This window comes from Bacillus sp. FSL K6-0073 (assembly GCF_038006085.1).
Taxonomy (GTDB): Bacteria; Bacillota; Bacilli; order Bacillales; family Bacillaceae_G; genus Bacillus_A; species Bacillus_A cereus.
Map to the genome: position 1 here is coordinate 4,575,634 of NZ_JBBOUN010000001.1, position 22,754 is coordinate 4,598,387.

The following is a 22,754-nucleotide window of genomic DNA, read 5'->3' on the forward strand; positions in this document are numbered from 1 at the left end:
ACAAGAAATATTGTAACAAACAACTAACATACTTGCAATACTTTTTTATGATAAGTGTCACATGGTTATTTTTTCTAATTTCTCTCGAATATATTACATAAAAAAGCCGCGGTATACCGCGGCTTTTTCTTATCGTTTTCCTTCTACTTTAATCATGTCAACAAAAGCATCTAATGCGATTGTTTCTGATTTTTGTTCACCATATTTACGTACGTTTACGCCGTTTTCAGTTACTTCATTGTCACCTACTACAAGCATGTACGGAATTTTTTGCATTTGTGCTTCACGGATTTTGTAACCGATCTTCTCTTCACGAGTGTCTAATTCAACACGGATACCAGCACGACGCAATTCGTCTTGTACTTTTTTCGCATAGTCTAAATGTACTTGCGGAGAAACTGGAATTACTTGTACTTGAACTGGAGCTAACCATGTTGGGAATGCACCTTTGTATTCTTCAATTAAGAAGGCTACAAAACGTTCCATAGTTGATACAACACCACGGTGAATTACAACTGGACGATGTTGTTTACCGTCTTCACCAACGTATGATAATTCAAAGCGTTCTGGAAGTAAGAAGTCTAATTGTACAGTTGAAAGTGTTTCGTCTTTTCCAAGAGCAGTACGAACTTGAACATCAAGTTTTGGACCGTAGAATGCCGCTTCACCTTCAGCTTCATAGTAATCAAGACCCATTTCATCCATAGCTTCTTTTAACATACCTTGTGCTTTTTCCCACATCTCATCATCCGCATAATACTTTTTAGTATCTGCTGGGTCGCGGTAAGATAGACGGAATGAGTAGTTCTCTAAACCGAAATCTTTGTACACTTCTAGAGTTAAGTTTACAACACGTTTTAACTCTTCTTTAATTTGATCTGGACGAACGAAAATGTGCGCATCGTTTAAAGTCATTCCGCGTACACGTTGTAATCCAGATAACGCACCTGACATTTCATAACGGTGCATTGTTCCAAGTTCTGCAATACGGATTGGTAATTCACGGTAGCTGTGAATATCATTTTTATAAACCATCATATGATGAGGACAGTTCATTGGACGAAGAACTAATTCTTCGTTATCCATTTCCATTGATGGGAACATGCCATCACGGTAGTGGTTCCAGTGACCAGAAGTTTCATAAAGCTCTCTGCTTCCTAGTACTGGAGTATATACGTGATCATAGCCTAAGCTTGCTTCTTTATCAACGATGTAACGCTCGATAATGCGGCGGATTGTTGCACCTTTTGGTAACCAAAGTGGTAAACCTTGTCCTACTTTTTGGCTATTAGTAAATAGTTTTAATTCTTTACCTAATTTACGGTGATCGCGCTCTTTCGCTTCTTCAAGCATACGTAAGTGCTCATCTAATTCTGCTTTCTTAACGAATGCAGTACCGTAAATACGTTGTAGCATTTTATTATTGCTATCACCGCGCCAGTAAGCACCTGCAACGCTTAATAATTTAAACACTTTAATTTTCCCTGTAGATGGAAGGTGAACACCACGACAAAGGTCGAAGAATTCGCCTTGCTCATAGATTGAAATAACTGCATCTTCTGGAAGATCGTTAATTAAATCTAATTTTAACTCATCGCCGATTTCTTCAAAGCGACGAATTGCTTCTGCACGTGGTACTTCATGACGAACGATTTCTAAGTTCTCGTTCACGATTTTTTGCATTTCTTTTTCGATTTTCTTGAAGTCTTCAACTGTAATTGCTTCTTCCATATCAATATCGTAGTAGAAGCCATTTTCAATTACTGGACCAATGCCAAGCTCAACCTTAACATCTTTATATAAACGTTTTAACGCTTGTGCTAAAAGGTGGGCTGTTGAATGGCGTAAAATATATAGGCCATCTTCAGAATCTAATGTAATGATAGAAACTGCACCATCTTCTTCGATTGGTGTAACAAGATCGATCATCTCATCGTTTAATTTTCCAGCTACAGCTTTTTTCTTTAAGCCTGGGCTAATAGAAGCTGCGATTTCTTCAGTTGTTACGCCTTTTGGAAACTCCTTCACAGCTCCATCAGGGAAAGTAATTTTAACTACATCTGCCATCACTGGTCACTCCTCTTTTTCTCAAAATAAAAAACACTCACCCCGTAAAAAGGGACGAGTGTTGAATTCGTGGTTCCACCCTTGTTCCAATTAACATAATTGTTAATTGCTCAAGTTCAACATAACGGTGTTGTCCGTTAGCAATTACTAGAAAAACCGTTCACTGCTAAAGTTTAGAGGTGGTAAGTAATAATCCCGTACTAGGAAGCTCACACCCTAAGGCTTCCCTCTCTGAAAATCGTAGAAAACTACTCATGTCCTCATCATGACATTTCAATATATTTCATTTATGTAGGTAATTATATGCTCAAAAACTTAGAAAATCAAGGGCGTTACCTTTATTTTTTAAATTTTTCACATTGCGCTCAAAATCATGTAATCCATGTAATTGGACCCGTTCTTGGAACACATTTCGCAAAGTAATAATCATATTATGGTCTTGTTCTTTCGTATATAAATAAATCTTTTTAGGCGAAATAGAAAGAAGCGGCGCAATTACTTTCGTATCAATATATACATCATTTTGCTTTAATAATTCCTCATCTATATATTGGACCAACTTCTCCTGTTTTAAACGTCTACCTTTATCATCATAAAAGATAAAGCTTTCATCAAAAATAAGATGCACGCAAGACAAACGTGATTTACGGCTACTTACTTGTTGCCGAAGCGTCTCAATGAACATTTGGTATTCTTGCTCCATCTTATATTCATCAATTGCCACTTCCGCAAGTTTAGCCACCATTTCCCTATATGTACGAAGACGAAAACGGATATATGATGAAAACGAGAATGAGAGCGGATCACAAAGCCAATTATTTAAAGAAGACTTAATATATGACTCAAATGCGTTACGCGTTAAATCCTGAGCTACACCTTTTCTTCTTCCCTTTAAAATCTCATGTGCCATGTGCAATATTTGATGACACTCTTCTTGTTCTTCATAAAAAAACTTTTCTTTTAAAATCGTATAAATCCACTCATTTTGTTTCACATTCACAATGAAATACACCATTACTGGCAATAAGATTTTTTCAATATAATTCGATTCACGTACTGGTATGTGAATCACCACTTTTTGTTCCTGTAAATACACACTCGTTTCCTTATATAACACTTCCGCTCTTTTCAGCAATTGTCTATATACGTGCATAGCATCATTTTTTTCTTCGAAGCAAATTTCAATCACTTTTGTCCCCCCTTTTATCCCCGCTCTAAAGGACTGTATCTATACGTTACAAATCCTATAAGAGTCCGTCCCGCGTGAAGTTCACTCTTAGTAGAATCACATTTCCTATCGTTAGAAAATCCACTCAATATGGCTTGCTAATTTTATATATATTAAGGGAGGGAGAAAAAAATGATACAAGCTACTATGAATTTTTATTGTATACTTTACTTATCAATAAAAGGGGGTATCTGAATGTTTGAATATAAATTCGTAAAAGTCGAATTACATTGGGGGTTCACTCGCTCAAAACCAGCTGAAGACTACCAAGAAATTATTCAAGAACATGCTAGAGATGGCTGGAGGTTCGTACAGATTGTTGCCCCTACGATTGGCAGTTCTGGACAACCTGAATATTTCGACCTCATATTTGAAAAGAAAATATCACTATAATACAAAAGAGCAAGCTTCTCAGCTTGCTCTTTTACTTATGACGACGGTTTTTCCCACCAATTGGAATTGGTTTCGCTAAATATTTAATTCGTTCCATAATACGTGCTGCCTTCATTTCTTCAGCCTCACCACGCTGCGTATACGTTAAATGGTGTTCCAGTTGTTTAAAATCAAAATTAGACGTAAAGAACGTCGGTAAGTTTTCTAACATACGGAATTGCAAGATTGCACCAAGCACATCGTCACGCACAAAGCTTGACATCGCTTCTGCCCCGATATCGTCTAACATTAAAACTTGTACGCGTTTAACCGCATCAATCTTTTCACCAATCGAATTATCTTGAATTGAACTTTTAATTTCACGTAAAAATTCCGGGAAGTATACGAGCATCGAACTTATTTTCTTTCGAGCAAGCTCGTTCGCTATTGCTCCTAAAAGGTACGTTTTTCCTACACCAAATTTACCGTACAAATATAAACCTTGTGCTTTTTTACCTGGTTCATATGTACTTAAAAATTCATTCGCTGCACCAATTGCATCGATACGTGCATTTAAATCAGAAGGGTCTAAGTTTTCCATAGTTGCCTGCAAAATATCCGTTGGCATATATACACTTTGAACGAGTTTTTCATATTTCTTTCTCTCGTCATGCGCTACTTTTCTAACGCAGCGATCGTATTGAATATCAATCATCTTCCCTTGAATAACAAGCTTTGGCTCATAACCTTGCAGCATATTTTTACATGAACCTAAATCCGGACAATCCACGCAACCTACACTTTGTCCAATATATTCATATAACTTCACAAGACTGCGCTCAATCATAGAAGTCGTTACTTCACCCTTATGTTCGTCTATAAATTCTTTCACACGCGGATGCGCCATTACTTCTGCCTTTAATACTTCATATCTATTTTTAAAGTTTTCATTTTCCATTAATTTTGCAAATGAATTTTGAATATGCTCCATTTTCTCACCTCAAAGAGCGTTCATTCTCTTCTATTAATCACGCTTATATTTTTTTAACACTTCTTCTAGTCGTTTTCTTTCATCTTCTAGCGTACTTGCATTTTTTTCTACACTTATATCTTTCTTCTCTGTTTCTTTCTCTTGTTCTTTCGACTCTTCTTCCTTAAGCCAATCTGGCACCATTTCTTTCCGCACCGTTTTCTTCGCCGTACGGCCTTTTTTCTTCGTCTCAGCCCACTCTTGATATTGACGGTTCTCTTCTTTCGCTAACGCCATCGCGTCCGCTACTGTACCGACCTTTTTACGTGCCCAATGCCCAGCAATCTTCTCGACATACGTTTTCGCAAGTTTCATATCTGAGCGTAGCATAACGTAATAAATAAGTACATTCACAACTCCTGGTGTCAATTTTTGATTAATCATGACATCTTCAACGATCTGCAAGTCCGCTTTCGTTGCCTCTGCACCACCAGAAATCTCTTTCAATAGTTGTTTTGGCGAGATTTCCTCTAGCTGCTTTATTAGCATCTCCTCTTGCGATGAAGGCTCTTTCTCTTTCATCGTACGTGCAGCATGAGGCTGTACTCTTTCACTTAATACCGGTAATGCTTGACCATTTTCAAATTGATACCAATCGCGCGCTCCTTTTCTAAGCCTTTCCGTATCAATTGTTTGCATCTCTGTCACTGCACCAAGAACGATATTTTGCATCGATAACACATCTACACCATACACGTAAGCAAGTGTTATAACGCAGTCTCTCACTTGATCTGTAATCGCCTTTTTAGGAACAAGAGCGGACAATCCATCTACAAATAAAGAGAAATCAAAGAAATCATTCCAAACTTTCGGAGCGTCTCCCTTCTCGTTACTTGGCATAGTTGTCGTTTTTGGAATACGAAGATCTTCTTGCGCATGCTCAAGCTGTCCTGGATTAAACGAACCAAACACATCATTGAAAGAACGCGTAACATTTTCATAAGAAGCAAAATCCAATTCTTCTTCTAAGAAATATTGCTTTACTTGATTATATTTTGTCCGGCTCAATCGATTGTATAAAAAGATACTTAAAACAATATCATCAAAAAACTGCTTCGGAGATAAAGGTGGTTGCAACTCATATATGAACATTCGAATATCTTTTTCTTTCTTAATATATACCTTCAATAGCCCAATTGCCTCTAACTTTACTCGTTCTTCATATATTTCAGGAAGTTGCATTTGCATAGTCACCATAAGGAAATGATGCGTATTCTCTTTTCCAAATACACGATCTTGCTCTAGCTCTCCCCATAGTGTCATGTATAAGCTAAAAGCTCTACTACCTATTAACGGCTGATACAACATCGTTAACACTTTTCGGTCGTAATTGTGCAGTAGCCCTTTCGCACTTACTTTATAACGATCAATCGGCAATAGCTCCATCCATGACTGTTTTTCCATTCTTGCTTTTCCTTTCTCTCATCCAATCTATCCTCTACTTCATTCGTTCTATCTTCATTATATAAATTCTTAGTGAAAAAGAGCTATTAGCTTGCGCTTCTAGCTCTCTTATCCTATTACTTACGGTATGTAAAGAGAATAAAATACAACTTCTACTCTCTTTCTTTTTGCAGTATATCTTTTAATTCTTCAATAAATACATTTAAATCTTTAAATTGACGATATACAGAAGCAAAACGTACGTAAGCAACATCATCAATATCGCGAAGTTCTTCCATGACAATTTCACCAATCATATCACTTTTCACTTCTGATATACCTAAATTACGCAGTTCACGTTCCACGCTTTGTGTTACTTCTTCTAATTGTCTTAAAGATACTGGTCTTTTTTCACACGCTTTAATTAAACCACGTAAAATCTTTTCTTTATTAAACTCTTCTCGTGTGCCTTCTTTTTTTACAACGATAAGAGGTGACTCTTCTACCCTTTCAAAGGTCGTAAAGCGACTTAAGCAGCTTTCACACTCTCTCCTTCTTCGAATAGAGCGCCCCTCGTCTACCGGACGCGAATCTAACACTCTTGTACCATTATGAGAACAGGATGGACAACGCAATACATTCACTCCTTTACACTATACTCTTTATTTTTCTCTACTCACTTCACCTAAAATATATATACAATATTATATAACTCATTCTAACTCTCTTACCACTTTAAGTTTCAGCGCATCACTTTATCATCTCATCCTTAAAAATAAGATGGTATATAGAGCACTACCTCATTTGCAAGAATCCAATTTATTCAACTAACGAGTACGTTATATTTTTCCTTTTTTATAAACTAAAAAAGAGGTGCATTATACACCTCTTTACATTTTAAATCAATTATGTTCTTTTTTAAAGAGCTTTTGTTTCTCTCTGCTTAATTTCGAAGCTACCAGTGCCTCGAGGAAGCTCGATGCTCTCACGCGTTTTCGCGTTTAAACCTTCTGCAATATATTCTGCAGCAACATTTGGATCAATACGATCCCCACAAGTATAAACATCAATACTCGCGTAACCGTGCTCCGGAAAGCTATGAATTGTTAAATGTGATTCTGAGATAATTACTACTCCACTTACACCTTGTGGTGCAAATTTATGGAAAGCAACCTCACGCACTTCAGCACCAGCTCTTAGTGCTGCATCCACAAATAATTGTTCAATATACGGCATGTCATTAAGCTTGTCGAAATCGCAATCCCAAAGTTCAGCGATCACGTGACGACCCATCGTATCCATAGTATCCATTCTACAGTTCCCCCTTGTAAATTTATTCTAACTGTTCGAATTGAAAACTAATTTGCAATTTGGCTTGCTCCACTACCACGGGGGAAAGTTAGTCCAGAGAGGTCCTAACCCTTTAAGTAGTGACTACGTACCTCAGCTCTTAAGTTTACGAGTGTTAGTATACTTTGTTTATTTTCATTTTGCAACAACAGTTTTTTCGATTTTCTGTCATATTTTCCTCTTTACTTTTCCCTAAAAAAAATAAACGATTCACAAATGCAGTAATCACAACGTTTCGTGGTATGTCCACTTTTTAAAATATACTTATATAATTTTTTCCTTTTCAGAAAAAATTAAAAAAAGAGGGCAAATATTGCCTTGCCCTCTCCTCCCTTATTCACTTAAATGTGTTGCACATTTTCTTGTTTCGCTAACTCTTCAACAACTAACGTTACAAGATCTACAACACGACGAGAATAGCCCCACTCGTTATCATACCAAGCAAGTACTTTCACTTTACGATCACCCATTACCATTGTAGATAAACCATCGATAATAGCTGAATGTGTATTTGTATTAAAGTCGATAGATACTAAAGGCTCTTCGCTGAATTCTACAATACCTTTTAAAGCACCGTTTGCAACAGTTTTGAATGCATCGTTAATAGCTTCTACTGTCACATCGCGTTTTACATCTACTACCAAGTCAACAAGAGACACGTTTGGTGTTGGTACACGAAGTGCCATACCATGAAGTTTTCCGTTTAAATGTGGAAGAACTTTTGCTAGCGCTTTCGCAGCACCTGTCGTTGTCGGAATGATTGATTGTCCGCAAGCACGTGCTCTTCTTAAATCTTTATGTGGGTTATCAATATTTTTTTGGTCATTTGTATAAGCGTGAACCGTCGTCATTAAACCGTTCTCAATTCCAAACTGCTCATCTAACACCTTCACAACAGGCGCTAAACAATTTGTTGTACAAGATGCATTTGAAATAACAGTATGTTTTGTAATATCTAATTGGTCTTCGTTCACACCAACTACAATTGTTACATCTTCATTTTTACCAGGCGCTGTTAAAATAACTTTTTTCGCTCCAGCTTCAACGTGAAGAATTGCTTTTTCTTTTGAATTAAATTTACCAGTTGCTTCAATTACAACTTCAACACCTAAATCTGTCCAAGGCAATTCCTTTGGATCGCGGTTGTTTAAAAGGCGAATCATTTTTCCATCAACTAATAAGTGATCTTCAAATGCTTCTACTGTTCCGTCAAACTTGCCATGAACTGTATCATATTTAATTAAGTGTGCTAACGTTTCAGATGGATAGCTTGCATTGATTGCTACAATTTCGAATGCGCTTTCTTTTATTGCTTGACGAAATACCATTCTCCCAATACGTCCAAATCCATTAATTGCCACACGAGTCATAATATGTTATCCCCCTTGAATGCGTTATACTATTTATCTCCAATCCCAATAATAGTATAACACAAAAAGGAGATATGTCACTAAGCATTTTCATTAATTTCACAATTTTTTAGTCAATAATGTTCCACTTCCTTAAAATTACCTGCAATTGTGTTTTCGTTCCCATAATTGTGCCATCATTATTTATCACTTCATCTGCATTTTTCACTTTTTCTTCTAACGGCATTTGAGATTGAATACGAGCTGTTGCTTCTTCTTCTGAAAAGTTATTTCGTTTCATCAAACGTTCTAATTGCGTATGCGGCTTAACCGCTACAACTAAAATGCGGTCAACGAGACTTGTTAATTTGCTTTCAAATAAGAGAGGAATATCTAACACAACCGCTTGCATACCTTCTTTTATGTACATTTCCTTTTGCCTATTCATTTCCTCACGTACTGCAGGATGAACAATTTTATTTAACTGCAATCGTTTTTCTTCATTATAGAAAACGACACTTCCTAGTTTTGGACGATCTAGTTCTCCATCTTCTTGTAACACTTCCGTTCCAAATACTTCTACTATTTTGTTATATGCTGGTTTTCCTCGCTCTACAACTTCTCGTGCAATAATATCTGCATCAATTACTGGTATACTCAGTTCACGAAACATTTGAGATACTGTACTTTTTCCGCTTGCAATGCCTCCTGTTAATCCAATTACTACTGTCATCATAATCCTCCTCATAATAAAAGGCGCGAAACTAATGTTCCACGCCCATACTTACATTTTCCAAATTCCAATAATAATGAGTAATACTCCAGGCAGGAATGTGAATTTTTGTAACCACTTCATATTCGATAAAACCGTTCCAAGTTTCATTCCAATAAATAAAAACAAAGAACTCATAATTGCAACTAATATCGCCATCATAGCGGGTGTATACCCTAATAAAGATGCACCAATTCCGGCACCAAATGAGTCTACAGAAAGAGCGATACCAAGAAGCAATGCTTCTCCTGCAGAAATGGTGCCTGATTTATCAAAATCTGCTACAGTCGGTTTCCGTAAAATTTGAATCACTAGCCCTAGCGAGGCAATCTCTAATTTCCAGACCTTCTCCTCTTGCTTCGGTTCTTCTTTTTTCTCACTTCGAAAAAATTGATATAATACCCAAATCCCTATTCCAATAAGAACGAGCCCACCGATACGCGTTGCGATAACAGGTGAAAATACTTTCGCGATCATATGTCCAATTCCCATTGAAACAAGCATAACAGCCGCTGAACACATTCCGATAATTATAATTGATCTTAGTGGAATTCTTACGCTTCTTAAACCATATGTTAGCCCTACACTACAGCTATCCAAGCTTAATGTAAAAGCTAATAAAATAAGAGATAAATAAAGGTACATCGGTAAGCTCCTCCCTTATACATAGCTCTGCTGTATGTATATGACAAATGCCTATCCGATGTTATCTCTTTTCTATATTCTAGGCTGACAAATTGGGCAGTAATGCGTTCCTCGCCCGCCAACAACTGTTTTTTCTAATATCGTACCGCAAGTTACACACGGTTCTCCTTTTTTTCCGTATACATTTAGGAGTTCTTGGAACGAACCAATTTGCCCTTGTGAGTTGATATACGTTCGAATTGTACTTCCGCCACGCTTCACCGCTTCGCTTAGCGTTGTAACGGTAGCCTCATAAATTCGCTCAATTTCTTCTACTGTTAAAGACGACGCTTCTCGTTCAGGATGAATTTGAGAACGGAATAAAACTTCATCTACATATATATTTCCAAGCCCTACTAAAAGACGCTGGTCCAATAGCACAACTTTTATTTTACGATTCGTCTTTTTCAATCTTTCTTGTAAATACTGCGTTGTCAATTCCGCATCAAATGGCTCCGGACCTAAGTCAGCAAGAGGCATTTGGTTCATTTCTTCACCTTTCTTAAAGAGATGCATCGTACCAAATTTTCTCACATCTTTATAATGTAATTCCGTTCCATCTGTAAATAAGAAACGGACGTGCGTATGTTTATCAATCAGCTCATCCTCTTGATGTAGTAAAAACTTACCTTCCATACGCAAATGTGAAACAATAACATAATTTGTTACATATAGAAGCAAAAACTTACCCCTTCGCTTTATATTTTCAATCTTCTCGCCTTTTAGCATTTCTTTAAAAATTTCTGCATCATCTGGTCGTTTCACTATTTTTGGATAAGTAACAATAACATCTTCAATCGTTTTTCCTGTTACAAGATTTTCAAGTGTCCGTCTGACATTTTCAACCTCTGGTAATTCAGGCATTTCATCACTTCCTTATTTTGCGTCGTACCAAGTTGGACCGTAAGAATAATCAACTTTCAGCGGAACTGCGAGTTCAATTGCATGCTCCATTACTTCAGGTACAAGCTTCTCTAATTTTTCAATTTCTTCTTTTGGCGCTTCAAATATCAATTCATCGTGTACTTGCAGAAGAAGACGTGCTTGTAATCCTTCTTCTTCTAAACGATCCGCCATAATAATCATCGCTTTTTTAATAATATCTGCGGCAGTACCTTGAATTGGTGTATTCATCGCTGTACGCTCAGCGAAGCTACGTAAATTGAAATTACGACTCGTAATTTCTGGAATATAACGGCGACGATTTAATAATGTAGCCACATATCCTTTTTGTTTCGCATCTTTTACGATGTCCTCCATGTATTCTTGTACACCAGGGAAACTTTCTAAATACTTTTCAATAAATTCCGCTGCTGCTTTTCTTGTAATTCCTAAGTTTTGTGAAAGACCATAATCACTAATACCATATACAATTCCGAAGTTAACAGCTTTCGCTTGTCGTCTCATATTTGAAGTTACTTCATCTTTTTCAACGCCAAATACATCCATAGCTGTTTTCGTATGAATATCCATATCATGTTGGAATGCTTCAACTAGCCCTTTATCATTTGCAATATGAGCTAATACACGCAGTTCGATTTGTGAATAATCAGCCGCATACATAATCCATCCTTCTTCTGACGGAACAAATGCCTGACGAATCTTTCTTCCTTCTTCTAATCGAATCGGGATATTTTGCAAGTTCGGATCCGTTGAACTTAATCGACCTGTTTGCGTTAACACTTGATTAAAGCGAGTATGAATTTTAGATGAATCTTCATGTACAACTTTCAGTAAACCTTCAATGTAAGTTGAATTTAGTTTTCCTAATTGACGATAATGTAAAATATTTGGAATAATTTCATGGTGATTCATAAGCTTATCTAGTACATCAGCTGACGTAGAATAACCTGTTTTCGTCTTTTTAATAACCGGCAAGTTTAAGTTCTCAAACAGAATAACACCAAGCTGCTTCGGTGAATTAATATTAAATTCTGTTCCCGCAAGCTTATAAATTTCCTGTTCCATTTCCTTTAATCTACCCGCAAGTTCTTCTCCCATATTACGAAGACGCTCTGTATCAACTTTTACACCCTTTACTTCCATATCAGCTAATACACGTGCAAGCGGCAATTCTAACTCTGTAAACAGTTCATATTGCTCATTCTTCTTTAACTCTTCAACGAATGTTTGCTTTACATCATATAATACATGCACTTTACGAGCCACATGCTCCGCTACTACCTCTAACTTTGGAACAGCACGCTTCGCACCTTTTCCGTAAACTTCTTCATCAGATTTCACAGCATGCGTTTCTTTCATTTTCGCTACAGTACGGAAGTCTTTATCCGTATCAGCTGGATCAAGTAAATAAGCAGCGATTAATAGATCAAAGTCAATCCCTTGCATATCTATCCCATTCCATTTCAGTGCAACGATTGCACGCTTCGCATCAAATGTATGCTTTCTCATTTCTCCATCTGCAAGCCACTCTTTAAAAGCATCTGACTTAAGAGCAATGTCTGTCTGAATAAAGTAACATCCATTTTCATTTTGAATACCGAAACCTTGAATGTCTGCTTTATGATAGTTATCTTCTTGTACTTCAACGATAAGCGCACTATCTTGCTGAAGCATTTCTTCTGTAACTTCTTCCACAATATCAAATGTAATATCATCTAATTCAGCTGGAGCAGTTTCTTCTGGCGTAACGCCTAATTTATTTAAAAGAGATGTAAATCCTAAACTCTCGAACATTGGAATGACATCACTTGCTTCATATCCTTTATACGCCATATCATCCACATGAACTGTAATCGGCGCATCTGTAATAATAGTTGCAAGATCCTTACTCATAAGAGCTTGTTCTTTATTTTCTTCCAGTTTTTCTTTTAATTTCTTCCCACTTACTTGATCTATATTTTCATACACCGCTTCAACCGTTCCAAACTGTGTTAACAATTTAATTGCCGTTTTTTCACCAACTCCTGGTACACCCGGTATATTATCTGACTGGTCTCCCATTAAACCTTTCATATCGATAATTTGCTTTGGTGATAAGCTGTATTTTTCAAATAAAGCTTCTTTCGTATATTCATCCACTTCTGTAATCCCTTTTCGCGGAATACATACAAGCGTGTTATCAGAAACAAGTTGAAGTAAATCTTTATCTCCTGAAATAACTTTTACACTTGCCCCTTGCTCACTCGCTTCTTTCGCTAACGTTCCCATGATGTCATCCGCTTCATAATTTTCTAATTCATAACGCGGTACATTGAACGCATCCAGCATCTCCCGAATAAACGGGAACTGCTCTGATAATTCAGGTGGAGTCTTTTGACGCCCTCCTTTATACTCACTATACGTTTTATGACGGAACGTTGTTTTGCCTGCATCAAACGCCACTAACATATGAGTTGGCTTTTCTTCCTCTAATATTCTCATTAACATCATTGTAAAACCGTAAATTGCGTTCGTATGTATACCTTTGTCGTTATTTAAAAGCGGTAGTGCAAAGAAAGCACGATACGCGATATTATTACCATCTACTAATACGACCTTTTTTTCCAAAATTAAAACCTCCCCATACAAATTTGAAATGATTTTTTTCACAGAAAAAAACCGTTCCTTTCCTCTCTCTATATTAACATGACTAATAGAGAGAAGAAAAATAACGGCTATTTTCTTTCATATATAAAACAGACTTATATTGGCATAAAGGGAAGTGACGAGAACAGCTTAACTATTCTCGTCCAAAATTACTCCTTGGATGAAGGGGTTTTCATGTATTATATTAACAGAGCTTTATTAATATTTAATTAAGCCATTGTTAATATATTGTAAACATCCTTCATCCTATTTTTCAGTTGCTGATTTCGGTAAAACAACTGTAAACGTTGTCCCTTCTCCAACTTCACTATCTACTGTAATCGTACCTTGATGCGCCTCAACTAAATGCTTTACGATCGACAATCCAAGGCCGGTACCACCAGTATTTCTACTTCTTGCTTTATCCACCCGGTAGAAACGTTCAAAAATACGCGGAATTTCCTCTTTACTAATACCAATTCCAGTATCCGATACTTTTATATAAGCATTATATTTATCTTCCGCTAACTCTACTGAAACAACGCCTCCAGCCGGTGTATATACGATTGCGTTATTAATTAAATTAATAAAGATTTGTTTCAAACGACTTGGATCTCCAATAACAGAGGCACGTTTTAATACATTCACTTGTAAAGAGATTTCTTTTTCTCCTGCTTTATTATCAAGCACCATATGAATATCTTCAAGCAGCCCCTTCATGTCAACGGTTCCCATATTTAATTTAAATCCTTGTTGTTCGATCTTCGACAAATCTAATAAATCTTCAATTAATCCTTGCATGCGCTCACTTTCTTTTAAAATAATGTGCAAGAAATGTTCGCAGAATTTTTTATTATCCATCGCTCCGTCTAAGAGTGTTTCTGAAAAACCTTTAATAGAAGTAATCGGTGTCTTTAATTCATGAGAAACATTCGCTAAAAAGTCTTTTCTCATTTGTTCTAATTTCTTTAACTCTGTTATGTCATGGAATACGAGAACAATCCCTTTCCATTCATGGTTTGTCCCGATAATAGGCGCTCCATATACTTCGAAATGCTTCCGTTCAATTCCAAGTGGTAATAACATTTGTTTACGCACTTTCACTTCTGTCATAAAGATTTCTTCTACAAGCTCAATAATTTCTGTATGATGAAACGATTCATAATATAAGCGATCTAAATATTCTTCATCTGTTACGTGGAAAGTTTCCTTATAAGAGCGGTTTACAAGGTTTATATATCCTCGGCTATCAATTAAAATCATTCCGCTTCCCATATTTTCAATTAACGTATGCAGACGATCTTGCTGCATTTCTTGTTCAAGTGTCATCTCTTGTAAATTTCGTGCTAAAATATTAATCGCTTTACTCAGCATTCCTGTTTCATCCGAATGACTTTCGTATGCACGTGCTTTATAATTACCCTTTGCCAATTCAATTGCAACTTTCGTAACCGATTCAATTGGCCTAATATATTGCCCTGTAATTTTCATACCTAAAAATACAACTACGAGACAAGCAATGACAAATCCGATAATTAATAATCCCCACGTTTTTTGATGTACGTCTCTTAAAGGATCAATTATACTTTTCACCAAAATGTATCCTTGTTTTCCTTCTACATCTTGAACGAACACCGCATGATAAAATTCATTCTTTCGATCCGTTTCTTTCGTAATTACTTTACTTCGTTGTTTTGCCACTTCCGAAGAAAGTTCTTTAATCGTCTCTGGACTAAATGCCAATTCTTGTCCTTTTCTATATTGAACTTTCTTTTTTTCATCCAAAAATACGATAGAAGCTGGTATTTTTTCTTCTAACTTTTCAAATACGTATGGATTTTTTAAGACATTATTAAAACCTTGCTCTTCTGCTAACGTCGCAACATACTCCGTCTCTTTTACCATTCTCTCTTTAGCATGATCTATATAGTAGTTTTCAAACACAGTTTCTAGTAATAAACCTAGTCCAACTAAAATAAATACAATAAGAGAAACAAATGTAAAAAGAAGCCTGGAACGAAATTTATTCATTCCCTTTTGGCTCCTCTAATTTATATCCTAAACCACGTATCGTTTTAATGTACGTCGGTTTTTTCGTATTTTGTTCAATTTTATCGCGCAAATGGCTAATATGAACATCAACAATTCGTGTATCACCAGCAAAATCATAATTCCATACAGCACTTAATAATTGATCACGTGTCAACACGCGACTTTTATTTTTCGCAAGATACACAAGTAGTTCAAATTCTTTTGGTGTTAATTCAAGCTTTCTTCCTTGGAAATAAGCCTCATAAAACTCCGGTAAAATTTTAAGTTCTGCAATTGTAATGCTATCTTCATCTGGCGCTTCTGCAACTTGTTCTTCTTGTTGTAATTTCGTGCGGCGCAAAATTGCCTTCACACGAGCAACAACTTCTCTTGGACTAAATGGTTTCGTCATATAATCATCTGCCCCAAGTTCAAGGCCTAGCACCTTATCAAACTCATCATCTTTTGCCGTTAACATTAAAATCGGCGTCATAACGCGCTGCAATCGTAATTCTTTACACACTTCCATACCATCCATTTTCGGAAGCATTAAATCTAATATAATTAAATCTGGGCGTTCTGTTGTCGCTTTTTGAAGCGCCATTTCTCCATCCATCGCTGTTATAACTTCAAACCCAGCTTGTTGTAAATTAAATTCGATTAAAGTTAAGATAAATTCCTCATCATCAACTACTAAAATACGATTGTTCATTCTTTTCCTCCAAGTTATAGACTTGAAACCTTCTTCATCCTAGTATTTTCCCCGTTATTCTCATCATACTAGAAAACAAGGTCCCTCTCAATATAATTGTCTATTCATGGAGATCGTTTGTGTAGAATTGAGAAAATAGACTTAATTACGCTTCACCTGCAACTACACAGGATTTTGCCAAATTTTATAGATTGCTCTCTCTTCGTTAAAGCTCACTTCCGTATGAACTATAAAGTGAAACTTTAATCAGTGGGGGGGTGTTCATTCCCCACTGATTATTAGTTGAATCAATCGGGCTTTTACGGGCAGTTGATTCCCCACCTAACTTCTTTGCTTTCGCTGAATTTTGAGGTGGGATCTTACTGCCCGTTAATGCGGGATAAAATCTTGATTTTGCGCTAAGAACAACGAAAGAGCATACGCTATTTTATAATCTGGTGTTTCATATCCATCAAATACTCTCCCGTACATTTCATTCACAAACCCGTCTGCCCACACTTCAGCTTCTCTTACCGTTTCAAAGATCACTCTTCTCTTTTCCACCTCACCTAAAAAACCACTCCTTTAATTGACTTCAATTACCGATAATAATATTATTAATCTTAATATATAAATTAATAATATTTGGAGGTCTATTATGCGACTAATACTATCCATTCTATCTTTAGCAGTCACATGTATCCTTGCTTTTAACGCTCCTAGCTGGGATACGATTAAAACGGGTTGCTCAGAATTTGCTGAAGGGTTCAAAGAAGGGTTTTTCAACTAAAAATAGCGCTAGCATCCCTATTAAAGGTATGCTAGCGCTATTTTTATTTTCATCTTTTAAAAGTTATCTAATGCTTTTTCCATAATGGAAACAGATTTATAAGGTGGCGTTACTGTTAATGAACCCTTTACAACAGTTTCTCCTTTTTCATCATGAGCAGATACAAGCATATCAATTGTATGTTCCTCCTCAGAAACAGCCACAACTTCAAAGTGGATTTGTAACGTTTCATAATGGTGAACATGTTTCACGAATGTAAGGTCCTTTCTCGTAATATGACTTCCTGGACCCGGTAAATATTTCGTAACTGCCGTTGTAATCATTCCCGTTAGCATAATGCTTGGTACAATCGGCTTTTCATACGGAGTTTGGGATGCGTAATCATGCTGAATATATAATGGATTGGCATCATTCGTTAACCCTAAGTACAATAACAAATCTTTATCCTCAATTTTTTCAGTGATAGATAATTTCTCTCCTACTGTAATTTCATCCATTTTACGACCAATTTGAACTTTTTTCTTTAACATGTTACAACCCCCTCCGATTTTTTCACCTTATTATCCTACTAAAAGCGATACCTTATCCGAAATTTACTATGATGAGGGCAATATATAGTATAAATCTACAGTTTCATTATAGGATATTACAAATGATAGCGTTTTCATATTATTTCAAAAAAACAATTCGGTAAATAGTAGAAAAAGATTCGGAATCCCGAATCTTTTTCACTACTATTCAATTATTAAACAAGAACTTTCATTACGTTACGTACAGATTCTACAGAGCGATCTAACGCTTCTTTTTCATCTGCAAGAAGTTCTAATTCAATAATTTTTTCAATTCCGTTACCACCTAGAATTACTGGTACCCCTAAGTAAAGGTCACTATAACCATACTCACCTTCAAGGTACGCAATAGCCGGTAATACACGGCGTTGATCTTTTAAGATTGCTTCTGTCATTTCAACTAAAGAAGCTGCTGGTGCGTAATATGCACTACCGTTTCCTAATAAGCCTACAATCTCACCGCCACCTTTACGTGTACGTTCTACGATTGCTTCTAAACGCTCTTTCGGAATTAACGTTTCTAACGGAATACCGCCTGCATAAGAATAACGCACAAGAGGTACCATGTCGTCACCGTGTCCACCAAGAACAAATCCTGTAATATCTTTTACAGAAAGATTTAATTCTTGTGCGATGAATGTACGGAAACGAGCTGTATCTAATACACCCGATTGACCGATAACACGCTCTTTCGGGAATCCTGCTTCTTTAAATACAGAATATGTCATTGCATCAACTGGATTTGTTAACACAACAATAATTGCATTTGGTGAATGTTTTGCAATGTCGCGCGTAATACTTTTCATAATTTTAGAGTTTGTTGCTACTAAGTCATCACGGCTCATACCAGGCTTACGTGCAATACCTGCTGTAATAACGACAACGTCAGAATCAGCAGTATCTGCGTAATCAGATGTTCCAATAATGTTAGCATCAAAACCTTGTACTGGGCTCGCTTCTAACATATCTAACGCTTTCCCTTTTGTTGGATTTTCCAGTTGTGGAATGTCCACTAATACAACATCTGCAAGTTCTTTTTGTGCTAATAAGAATGCCGTTGTTGCTCCTGTAAATCCTGCACCGATGACTGAAACCTTCTTGCGTTTGATTGTCATAATTTACCCCCCGCTTTAATTATGCGTTTTTGATTATCGCTACATCCATGTTTTTAATAAGTTCATTAGCGAACTCAGAACATTTCACTTCTGTTGCACCTTCCATTAAGCGTGCGAAATCATAAGTTACTACTTTTGAAGCAATTGTTTTCTCAACAGAAGCAGTTACTAATTTCGCAGCTTCGTTCCATCCTAAGTGTTCTAATAATAATACACCTGAAAGAAGAACAGAAGATGGGTTTACTTTATCTAAACCTGCATATTTTGGAGCTGTACCGTGTGTAGCTTCAAAGATAGCATGTCCAGTCACATAGTTAATGTTTGCACCAGGTGCAATACCAATTCCACCTACTTGTGCAGCAAGTGCATCAGAGATATAGTCACCATTTAAGTTCATTGTTGCAACAACATCGAACTCACGTGGACGAGTTAAAATTTGTTGTAAGAAGATGTCTGCAATAGAATCTTTTACGATGATTTTTCCAGCCACTTCAGCGTCTGCCATCGCTTTATTCGCTGCATCTTTACCATCTTTTTCAACAATACGATCGTATTCAGCCCAAGTAAATACTTTGTCGCCGAATTCTTGTTCCGCTACTTCATAACCCCAGTTTTTGAAAGCACCTTCTGTAAATTTCATAATGTTTCCTTTATGAACTAATGTAACAGAAGAGCGTTTTTCGTTAATTGCATATTGAATTGCAGCACGAACAAGACGCTTTGTCCCTTCTTCTGAGATCGGCTTAATACCAATACCAGATGTTTCTGGGAAGCGGATTTTATTAACACCCATTGCTTCTTTTAAGAAAGCAAGAACTTTTTCTGCTTCTGGAGACCCTTGTGCATATTCAATTCCAGCATAAATGTCTTCAGTATTTTCACGGAAAATAACCATATCAGTATCTTCCGGACGTTTTACAGGTGAAGGAACACCTTCAAAATAACGAACTGGACGTAGACATACATATAAATCTAATTCTTGACGAAGTGCTACGTTTAGAGAACGAATACCACCGCCAACTGGAGTTGTAAGTGGACCTTTAATCGCGATTAAATATTCACGAATTAAGTTTAAAGTTTCTTCAGGTAACCACTCGCCTGTTTGGTTGAATGCTTTTTCCCCTGCAAGCACTTCTTTCCAAACGATTTTCTTCTCACCATCATAAGCTTTTTCAACTGCTGCTTCTAGTACGCGAGATGCAGCTGCCCAAATATCAGGACCAATTCCATCTCCCTCGATAAATGGAATAATCGGATTGTTTGGTACATTCATAACACCATTAGTTACAGTAATTTTTTCACCTGTCGTCAATGTGATAACCCCCATGTTTGAAATTTCATATGTATGAAACTGAGGGAATAACCCCTCAGTTCAAACCGTTAGTCAAATTAAAATATTCTAATCATTACATCTTTCCGAAAAAATCAGACTTTTGAAAGCGTATTTTCACTATCAAAATAGTGTTATTCGCTTATCGTTGTGCAATTGGAACATACACTTGATGCGTTGGTCCATTATAATCAGCACGCGGACGAATTAAACGGTTGTTTTCATATTGTTCTAGAATATGAGCTAACCAGCCTGACATACGGCTAATTGCAAAAATAGGTGTAAATAAGTCATGGTCAATTCCTAAACAATGGTATACAGAAGCTGAATAGAAATCAACATTTGGTGGAAGACCTTTTTCTTTTGTTACAATGTCTTCAATTTTGATAGACATATTATACCATTTCTCTTCTCCTAAAAGCACGCATAATCTCTTAGACATTTCACGTAAGTGTTTTGCACGTGGATCACCCTGCTCATACACACGGTGGCCAAAGCCCATGATTTTCACTTTATTTTGAAGAGCATTATGAATATATGACTCTACATTTTCTTCTTCACCAATCTCAGTTAACATCTTCATTACATTTTCATTTGCCCCACCGTGAAGAGGACCTTTTAATGCACCGATTGCTGCTGTAATACCAGAATATACATCTGAAAGTGTAGCTACGCAAACACGTGCAGTAAATGTAGAAGCGTTTAACTCATGATCTGCATGAAGTACAAGCGCCTTATCAAAAGCTTCAATTTCAACTTCATTTGGCTCGCGATCATTTAACATGTACAAGAAGTTTGCAGCTAATGATAAATCCTTTCTTGGCTCAACAATATCTAAACCTTTACGGATTCTCGCGTAAGCAGCAACTAAAGTTCCGACTTGCGCCTGTAATTTAACCGCTTTCAAATAATTGGACTTTTCATCCATAATTTCAGCGCTCTCATCGTATAATGATAGCATGGAAATTGCAGTTCGTAAAACCGACATCGGATGTGCGATTTTTAAATCTACTTGTTTCAAATATGTTAAAATCTCATCTGGCACTTTATAGTATTCCGATATAGTCCCTTTAAATTTCTCTAGTTCTTGTTCGTTAGGAAGCTTACGATGCCATAATAAGTATACTACTTCTTCAAATGTAGCATTCTCCGCTAAATCATCAATATTATACCCAACATAAGTTAATGTATCATCAATAATAGAGCTCACAGATGATGTTGTTGCTACTACCCCTTCTAAACCTCGAATAACAGTCATGACATTCTCTCCTTTTCCTGAAAATTCTCCCAACCTTGCTCCTTATATCTATTTGCTTCCCTTTTGAATTATGAACGCCCGTTCACTCTTTAGGCAAGCAAAATGCACGATCATGCAAATTTGTTGCGATGTTCCCCTCTTATTGTCCATTGTTTACATGGAAAGCATGAGCGTGAATGTCTCCCCGAATCCTCACGCTCAAAACAACAAGTTAGTGAGGAAAATACATTCCGAAGAGTTTTATGATAAAAACAACATAAAACAATATCATTATAAAATTGTTTTATGTTGTTTTTATTTTATCTGGTGTAAAGTCTCTGCTGTTATGTAACTTTTCAAAGTTTCTAATCCTATTATAAACAATTATCTGACTTTTGTGAACAGAAAGAATTCAAAAATTTTATATTACTATAAAATTCCTTATTTAAACATCTGTATAATACTCATAACCGCATAGGCAATTCCAGCCCCAATTAACGGACCAACAGCAACCCCATTAAATAGCGCAACCGCTATAATTGTCCCAAAAACAAGCGCAGTTGTAATGTGAGGATCCGTCGTCAACAATTGTACGCCGCCTTTCGCTAACAAAGCGACCGCTACACCTGAAGCTAAAGCAATCCACGCATAATAAGATTTCGCCGCTTCTCCAAGTTGTTTAAAACCTATTTCCCCTGTCGCAATCGGTACGAGCACCGCTATTGTAATGACCGTTACACCTAGGTTAATTCCTTTCGTTTGTAAATAAGGAAAGACCTTATCTCCTAAAAACGTAAACTTCAATAAAAATAACACACCAATAGCTACAGTAAGCGATTGGTTTTTAGCAATAAGTCCTATAATAAGTAGTATGAATAAAAATAACGTTGACTGACTAATCATGTTTGCACTTCCTTTCTGAAAATAATGAACTCATTTCCAAACAAAAATACCTTTAAACCTATCGTTATACATGCTATATCGATGCCTATTCAACATGAATCACTTCATTTTTTATGTATTTTAAAATGACAAACTGAGACTTTCACCATCAAAATTTAAGCATGTATACATTTTAAAAAACGGGCGTCTCTTCTTTCTTTTCTAATTAGAAACAGGTAAAATAAAAAGAAGAGAAAATGAAGTTTTTACCATATAGTAGAAGCATCAACACCAAGCTTTCACAGTCACTCACATACTGAAAAAGCAGGAAAAATCCATCATTCCA

21 protein-coding genes and 1 other annotated feature are annotated in these 22,754 nt (G+C 36.5%); of the genes, 2 read left to right on the forward strand and 19 right to left on the reverse strand.

What is annotated here, in order from left to right; all coding sequences use genetic code 11:
• Window positions 1–129: 129 nt before the first annotated feature.
• Together thrS and ytxC are read right to left on the reverse strand one after the other, a co-directional pair.
• Window positions 130–2,067, reverse strand: coding sequence for a threonine--tRNA ligase (gene thrS / locus MHB52_RS23655; protein ID WP_000786083.1), 1,938 nt, complete (start codon window positions 2,065–2,067; stop codon window positions 130–132).
• A gap of 47 nt (window positions 2,068–2,114) precedes the next feature.
• Window positions 2,115–2,343: a binding site (T-box leader), on the reverse strand.
• Window positions 2,344–2,374: 31 nt separating this feature from the next.
• Window positions 2,375–3,256, reverse strand: a complete 882-nt coding sequence (ytxC, locus tag MHB52_RS23660; RefSeq protein ID WP_000569629.1) for a putative sporulation protein YtxC — start codon at window positions 3,254–3,256, stop codon at window positions 2,375–2,377.
• Between the two features lie 234 nt (window positions 3,257–3,490).
• Between ytxC and MHB52_RS23665 the strand changes: the two genes are divergently transcribed.
• A complete protein-coding gene (locus MHB52_RS23665; protein WP_000464457.1) occupies window positions 3,491–3,688 on the forward strand; it encodes a DUF4177 domain-containing protein in 198 nt (65 codons plus the stop codon).
• Window positions 3,689–3,719: 31 nt separating this feature from the next.
• Here the strand turns inward: MHB52_RS23665 and dnaI are convergent, their stop codons facing one another.
• The 12 genes from dnaI to MHB52_RS23725 form a co-directional block, all read right to left on the reverse strand.
• Window positions 3,720–4,658, reverse strand: coding sequence for a primosomal protein DnaI (dnaI, locus tag MHB52_RS23670; RefSeq protein WP_000400104.1), 939 nt, complete (start codon window positions 4,656–4,658; stop codon window positions 3,720–3,722).
• 33 nt (window positions 4,659–4,691) lie between these two features.
• Window positions 4,692–6,101 (reverse strand): replication initiation and membrane attachment family protein, encoded by a 1,410-nt coding sequence (locus tag MHB52_RS23675; RefSeq protein ID WP_061663241.1) that lies wholly within the window; start codon window positions 6,099–6,101, stop codon window positions 4,692–4,694.
• A gap of 152 nt (window positions 6,102–6,253) precedes the next feature.
• Window positions 6,254–6,715, reverse strand: coding sequence for a transcriptional regulator NrdR (gene nrdR, locus MHB52_RS23680; RefSeq protein WP_001203687.1), 462 nt, complete (start codon window positions 6,713–6,715; stop codon window positions 6,254–6,256).
• A gap of 283 nt (window positions 6,716–6,998) precedes the next feature.
• Complete coding sequence (gene speD / locus MHB52_RS23685) at window positions 6,999–7,382, reverse strand: adenosylmethionine decarboxylase (RefSeq protein ID WP_002003660.1); 384 nt, start codon at window positions 7,380–7,382, stop codon at window positions 6,999–7,001.
• A gap of 389 nt (window positions 7,383–7,771) precedes the next feature.
• Window positions 7,772–8,800 (reverse strand): glyceraldehyde-3-phosphate dehydrogenase, encoded by a 1,029-nt coding sequence (locus MHB52_RS23690; protein ID WP_000198974.1) that lies wholly within the window; start codon window positions 8,798–8,800, stop codon window positions 7,772–7,774.
• Window positions 8,801–8,909: 109 nt separating this feature from the next.
• Complete coding sequence (gene coaE / locus MHB52_RS23695) at window positions 8,910–9,512, reverse strand: dephospho-CoA kinase (RefSeq protein WP_000219316.1); 603 nt, start codon at window positions 9,510–9,512, stop codon at window positions 8,910–8,912.
• A 51-nt stretch (window positions 9,513–9,563) separates the two neighbouring features.
• A complete protein-coding gene (ytaF, locus tag MHB52_RS23700; RefSeq protein WP_016118705.1) occupies window positions 9,564–10,196 on the reverse strand; it encodes a sporulation membrane protein YtaF in 633 nt (210 codons plus the stop codon).
• Between the two features lie 72 nt (window positions 10,197–10,268).
• Window positions 10,269–11,099 carry a DNA-formamidopyrimidine glycosylase gene (gene mutM / locus MHB52_RS23705; protein ID WP_016118706.1) on the reverse strand — a complete coding sequence of 277 codons (831 nt, stop codon included), beginning with the start codon at window positions 11,097–11,099 and terminating at the stop codon, window positions 10,269–10,271.
• A 12-nt stretch (window positions 11,100–11,111) separates the two neighbouring features.
• Window positions 11,112–13,745 (reverse strand): DNA polymerase I, encoded by a 2,634-nt coding sequence (gene polA / locus MHB52_RS23710; protein ID WP_000412803.1) that lies wholly within the window; start codon window positions 13,743–13,745, stop codon window positions 11,112–11,114.
• 285 nt (window positions 13,746–14,030) lie between these two features.
• Window positions 14,031–15,794: a sensory box histidine kinase PhoR gene (gene phoR, locus MHB52_RS23715; RefSeq protein ID WP_001032108.1), complete on the reverse strand. Its 1,764-nt coding sequence runs from the start codon at window positions 15,792–15,794 to the stop codon at window positions 14,031–14,033.
• Entirely contained in the window at window positions 15,787–16,506 is a 720-nt protein-coding gene (phoP, locus tag MHB52_RS23720) for a two-component system response regulator PhoP (RefSeq protein ID WP_001065220.1), read from the reverse strand. The genes phoR and phoP overlap by 8 nt, the downstream gene beginning before the upstream one ends.
• Before the next feature lie 369 nt (window positions 16,507–16,875).
• Window positions 16,876–17,034, reverse strand: a complete 159-nt coding sequence (locus MHB52_RS23725) for a hypothetical protein (protein WP_016118707.1) — start codon at window positions 17,032–17,034, stop codon at window positions 16,876–16,878.
• Window positions 17,035–17,143: 109 nt separating this feature from the next.
• Between MHB52_RS23725 and MHB52_RS23730 the strand changes: the two genes are divergently transcribed.
• Entirely contained in the window at window positions 17,144–17,275 is a 132-nt protein-coding gene (locus MHB52_RS23730) for a hypothetical protein (protein ID WP_001237022.1), read from the forward strand.
• A 56-nt stretch (window positions 17,276–17,331) separates the two neighbouring features.
• Here MHB52_RS23730 and MHB52_RS23735 read toward each other — a convergent pair whose 3' ends face one another.
• The 5 genes from MHB52_RS23735 to MHB52_RS23755 all read right to left on the reverse strand — a co-directional run bounded on the left by MHB52_RS23735 (window position 17,332) and on the right by MHB52_RS23755 (window position 22,429).
• Window positions 17,332–17,805 (reverse strand): MaoC family dehydratase, encoded by a 474-nt coding sequence (locus tag MHB52_RS23735; protein WP_000914181.1) that lies wholly within the window; start codon window positions 17,803–17,805, stop codon window positions 17,332–17,334.
• Between the two features lie 215 nt (window positions 17,806–18,020).
• Window positions 18,021–18,959 carry a malate dehydrogenase gene (gene mdh, locus MHB52_RS23740; RefSeq protein ID WP_000153232.1) on the reverse strand — a complete coding sequence of 313 codons (939 nt, stop codon included), beginning with the start codon at window positions 18,957–18,959 and terminating at the stop codon, window positions 18,021–18,023.
• A gap of 19 nt (window positions 18,960–18,978) precedes the next feature.
• Window positions 18,979–20,271 carry an NADP-dependent isocitrate dehydrogenase gene (icd, locus tag MHB52_RS23745; protein WP_000206898.1) on the reverse strand — a complete coding sequence of 431 codons (1,293 nt, stop codon included), beginning with the start codon at window positions 20,269–20,271 and terminating at the stop codon, window positions 18,979–18,981.
• 160 nt (window positions 20,272–20,431) lie between these two features.
• Window positions 20,432–21,580: a citrate synthase gene (gene citZ / locus MHB52_RS23750; protein WP_136986137.1), complete on the reverse strand. Its 1,149-nt coding sequence runs from the start codon at window positions 21,578–21,580 to the stop codon at window positions 20,432–20,434.
• Between the two features lie 387 nt (window positions 21,581–21,967).
• Window positions 21,968–22,429 (reverse strand): DUF441 domain-containing protein, encoded by a 462-nt coding sequence (locus MHB52_RS23755; RefSeq protein WP_000625507.1) that lies wholly within the window; start codon window positions 22,427–22,429, stop codon window positions 21,968–21,970.
• Window positions 22,430–22,754 lie beyond the last annotated feature (325 nt).